The 3,750-nt window shown below is 38.1% G+C and carries 5 protein-coding genes; all 5 read right to left on the bottom strand.

Going from position 1 to position 3,750, the window contains the following annotated elements:
• Positions 1-462: 462 nt before the first annotated feature.
• Positions 463-807, bottom strand: coding sequence for a hypothetical protein (locus CWB72_RS11840; RefSeq protein ID WP_138631617.1), 345 nt, complete (start codon positions 805-807; stop codon positions 463-465).
• 463 nt (positions 808-1,270) lie between these two features.
• Positions 1,271-1,666: a hypothetical protein gene (locus CWB72_RS11835; protein ID WP_138631615.1), complete on the bottom strand. Its 396-nt coding sequence runs from the start codon at positions 1,664-1,666 to the stop codon at positions 1,271-1,273.
• Between the two features lie 464 nt (positions 1,667-2,130).
• Positions 2,131-2,433, bottom strand: coding sequence for a hypothetical protein (locus tag CWB72_RS11830; protein ID WP_130256693.1), 303 nt, complete (start codon positions 2,431-2,433; stop codon positions 2,131-2,133).
• A gap of 106 nt (positions 2,434-2,539) precedes the next feature.
• Positions 2,540-2,821, bottom strand: coding sequence for a hypothetical protein (locus CWB72_RS11825; protein WP_138631613.1), 282 nt, complete (start codon positions 2,819-2,821; stop codon positions 2,540-2,542).
• Positions 2,822-2,999: 178 nt separating this feature from the next.
• A complete protein-coding gene (locus tag CWB72_RS11820) occupies positions 3,000-3,374 on the bottom strand; it encodes a hypothetical protein (RefSeq protein WP_138631611.1) in 375 nt (124 codons plus the stop codon).
• Positions 3,375-3,750: the final 376 nt, after the last annotated feature.

Raw genomic sequence — 3,750 nt, 5'->3', positions numbered from 1 at the left:
TGACTTCCCTGAGTAACTAACGCCCGATTAACGGGTAAAAATTGTGGGCTAAAATTGAGCGAAGCGAATAGCCCGCAAGTTTTTTATCCCTGTTTAATTGCTTGTTATGCGTTGACACACCACTTTCAAAGCGCTTGCGCCTGCACCAATAAGCCAAACTTAAAATTAAAAAATACTCACCTAACTCAAAACTGCAAAGAAGCGTTCGACTGGTGAATGACCTTTCTGGTCACAGCTTAAATTGAAAACTAAGAGCCAAGACCAACTTAAAATTTGATTACGCCACTGTACCTAAAAGCTGATTTGAAGGAAATACTTGAAGTAAAAACCGTTTTAAAGACAGCGATTTAAATTGACGCATAACGCCTTACTAATGGGCGCATAAATGCTTGGCTAAAATTAGCGACGAAGGAGCGCAAGCCAAGCGTTTTGCGTCCTTTTGAGTAACTTGTTATATGCCGATTACTCTGACTTTAAAACATCAATACTTTCCCAAGAAGCCCAACCAACTTGATGAAACAACTTAAATATTAGTTGTTGATACAAACCTGCCATTTCTAATGCTCGTTCTACAGTGGGACTTAAACAACTAAACTCATGATCGCATTTAACATGGACTCGAAAACGTTTTTCGTCTTTGAACATTTCGTATGAAATCGTTGTTTCAATATACGTTGAAATACGCCACTCAATGTACTGTTCCCACTTTCCGCTTTCTTCTAGTGCAGCTAGAACCGCATCTTTTTCGTCAGCGAGCACATTTTTTTCAGCAAGTTTTGATAGGTAATCATCCGTTGAATTAAACATCATTCTCCAAAGGCATATAACGCCGTTGTAACCGGCAAAAATTGTTGGCTAAAATGTGAAGCGAAGCGCAACAGCCAACAGTTTTTTGTCCGCGTTGACGACCTTGTTATGCGTTGACACACTGCTTTTAAAGCGCTTGCGCCTGCACTAATAAGCCAAACTTAAAATTGAATAACACTCACCAAACTCAAAATTGCAAAGAAGCACTCTACTGGTGAATGACCTTTCTGGTCACAGCTTAAATTGAAAAACGAAAAGCCAAGACCAACTTAAAACTTGATTACGCCACTGTACCTAAAAGCTGATTTGAAGAAAAGATTTGAAGCAAAAACCATTTTAAAGACAGCGATTTAAAGTGACGCATAACGCCTTACTAATGGGCGAAAAATGCTTGGCTAAAATTAGCGACGAAGGAGCACAAGCCAAGCGTTTTGCGTCCTTTTGAGTAACTTGTTAGGTAACATTACCACACAGCGTATTGATAATTTACATACCCAGAAATTGTTGATACTTGGCATATACCGAGCTTTTTACCAACTATAAAACTCTCAAATGCACCTTCTAGCAACTTGTAATCAGTATTAATTTCTAGAGACTTTAAAATATCTGATGCATCTTTAAGATGAACCTGTACTACTCCTTTTTCAGAATAAGATACTCCCTGAGGAGCAAAACCCCGAGAAGGCTCCCGTTCTATGACTACATAACCAGAAGGTAACTCAACACCACATGACTCTTTAAAAACAACTTCCAAAGGCTCAGGATCAGATGGAATAAATGCAGCTATAAAAACAAATGCCACAAACAGTAATGGTGGGATTACGGTTATGTATACAACAATTTTAAAAATTTGATACATGCTCGACCATGACAGTTACCTAACGCCCGATTAACGGGTAAAAGTTGTGGGCTAAAATTGAGCGAAGCGAATCGCCCGCAAGTTTTTTATCCCTGTTTAATTGCTTGTTATGCGTTGACACACCACTTTCAAAGCGCTTGCGCCTGCACCAATAAGCCAAACTTAAAATTAAAAAACACTCACCAAACTCAAAATTGCAAAGAAGCGTTCGACTAGTGAATGACCTTTCTGGTCACAGCTTAAATTGAAAAACGAAAAGCCAAGACCAACTTAAAACTTAATTGCACCACTGTACCTAAAAGCTAATTTGAAGAAAAGACCTGACGTAAAAACCGTTTTAAATACAGTGAATTGAAATGACGCATAACGCCTTAATAAACGGCGCAAAATAGCAGGCTAAACTAAGCGAAGAATGAGCGCAAGCCTGCTGTTTTGCGTCCACTGTTTAATTAACTTGTTATGTTTCAAACCCACAGTTTCCAGCGGTAAAGATTACCCTCGGTTTCAGATGCTAAATCAACATAGCACTCTGTTAAGTGCTTAAGATGTTTAGCATTTAAGTCTGTTTTAATTTTAAAACCTGAGAAGTATATACCGTCAAGTTGATACTTAATCATCGTATCATGATGTTCCCAATGATAGATTTTTCTAAAGTATTCTTTAGCCATTTTCTCGCTAGGAAAGGAAAACACTAATTCGAATTCAGTAGATTCTAAATCAGAGTGATCTTTCCGAAGTGACTTAACTATTGTTTCGATTCTATCCATGCTCAACTTGAAACATAACGCCTTACTAATGGGCGCATAAATGCTTGGCTAAAATTAGCGACGAAGGAGTGCAAGCCAAGCGTTTTGCGTCCTTTTGAGTAACTTGTTAGGTACCGATTTCTCTGCTCTTTTTGACTGAGATTAAAAACATCACAGGAAAAAACCACAAACCAACTACAGCAAAGACAAGGGTTGGTTTGAATATTACGAACAGCGGCATGTATAAATGATACAACGGATAATTCAGAGCAAAACTTATTATCTTCGCCCCGATGAATCCTTCACACTCAAACCCAAACAGCATAGCATCAGTACCATAGCAACCGACAAAATCACTTGGTTTGGGACCATATTCAACCGTACTTAACACCAGAAGATCTGGCAACAAAAAGCAAACCGACTAACAATAAGTAAATTGTTGAGATAGTCTTGATTAGCTTCCAGTGCTCGATTTTCAAATAAGTACCTAACGCCTTAATAAACGGCGAAAAATAGCAGGCTAAACTAAGCGAAGAATGAGCGCAAGCCTGCTGTTTTACGTCCATTGTTTAATTAACTTGTTAGTTTTACATATACAGCAAGTAGGAAATGCACTGGTAAATAAGCCCAACCCAGCCAATTATAAATGCTGCATCATCGAGCAAACCAACCCTTCTATACTCTTCAGCGTTGCTCAGAATAATATCGCCAAATGACTTTGAATAAATAATCAAAGAGAGTAGCACTCCAGCATAAAGAGCTGGGAAAACACTATCTGAATCACCACTATCCCAAATCATTAGCGCAATTAAATAAACCAAAGATAAAAACATGGCTAGATACTTTCCTAACCTCCATTTATCAAAATGGTCTTTAAATGATAATTCGTACTCTCGACTAGAGTAAAACTCAGCAACCATTATTGGAGTTAAAAATGCAATTAATAGAGTAAGAATATTCATTTATTCTCAAGTAAAACTAACGCCGTTGTAACCGGCAAAAAATTGTTGGCTAAAATGTGAAGCGAAGCGTAACAGCCAACAGTTTTTTGTCCGCGTTGACGACCTTGTTATGCGTTGACACACTGCTTTTAAAGCGCTTGCACCTGCACCAATAAGCCAAACTTAAAATTAAAAAACACTCACCAAACCCAAAATTGTAAAGAAGCGTTAGACTGGTGAATGACCTTTCTGGTCACAGCTTAAATTGAAAAACAAAAAGCCAAGACCAACTTAAATTTTGATTACGTCACCGTACCTAAAAACTGACCTTTAAGGAAAGACTTTAAGTAAAAACCGTTTTAAAGACAGCGATTTAAAGTGACGCATAACGCCCGCT

The sequence above is a fragment of the Pseudoalteromonas phenolica genome (genome assembly GCF_005886345.1).
Classification (GTDB): Bacteria; Pseudomonadota; Gammaproteobacteria; order Enterobacterales; family Alteromonadaceae; genus Pseudoalteromonas; species Pseudoalteromonas phenolica_A.
This window is presented reverse-complemented; position numbering and strand designations above follow the sequence as displayed.

Coding starts and splice junctions, on each gene's coding strand:
- CWB72_RS11835 (WP_138631615.1), bottom strand. CDS start 1,666: ATGTATCAAATTTTTAAAATTGTTGTATACATAACCGTAATCCCACCA.
- CWB72_RS11820 (WP_138631611.1), bottom strand. CDS start 3,374: ATGAATATTCTTACTCTATTAATTGCATTTTTAACTCCAATAATGGTT.
- CWB72_RS11840 (WP_138631617.1), bottom strand. CDS start 807: ATGTTTAATTCAACGGATGATTACCTATCAAAACTTGCTGAAAAAAAT.
- CWB72_RS11830 (WP_130256693.1), bottom strand. CDS start 2,433: ATGGATAGAATCGAAACAATAGTTAAGTCACTTCGGAAAGATCACTCT.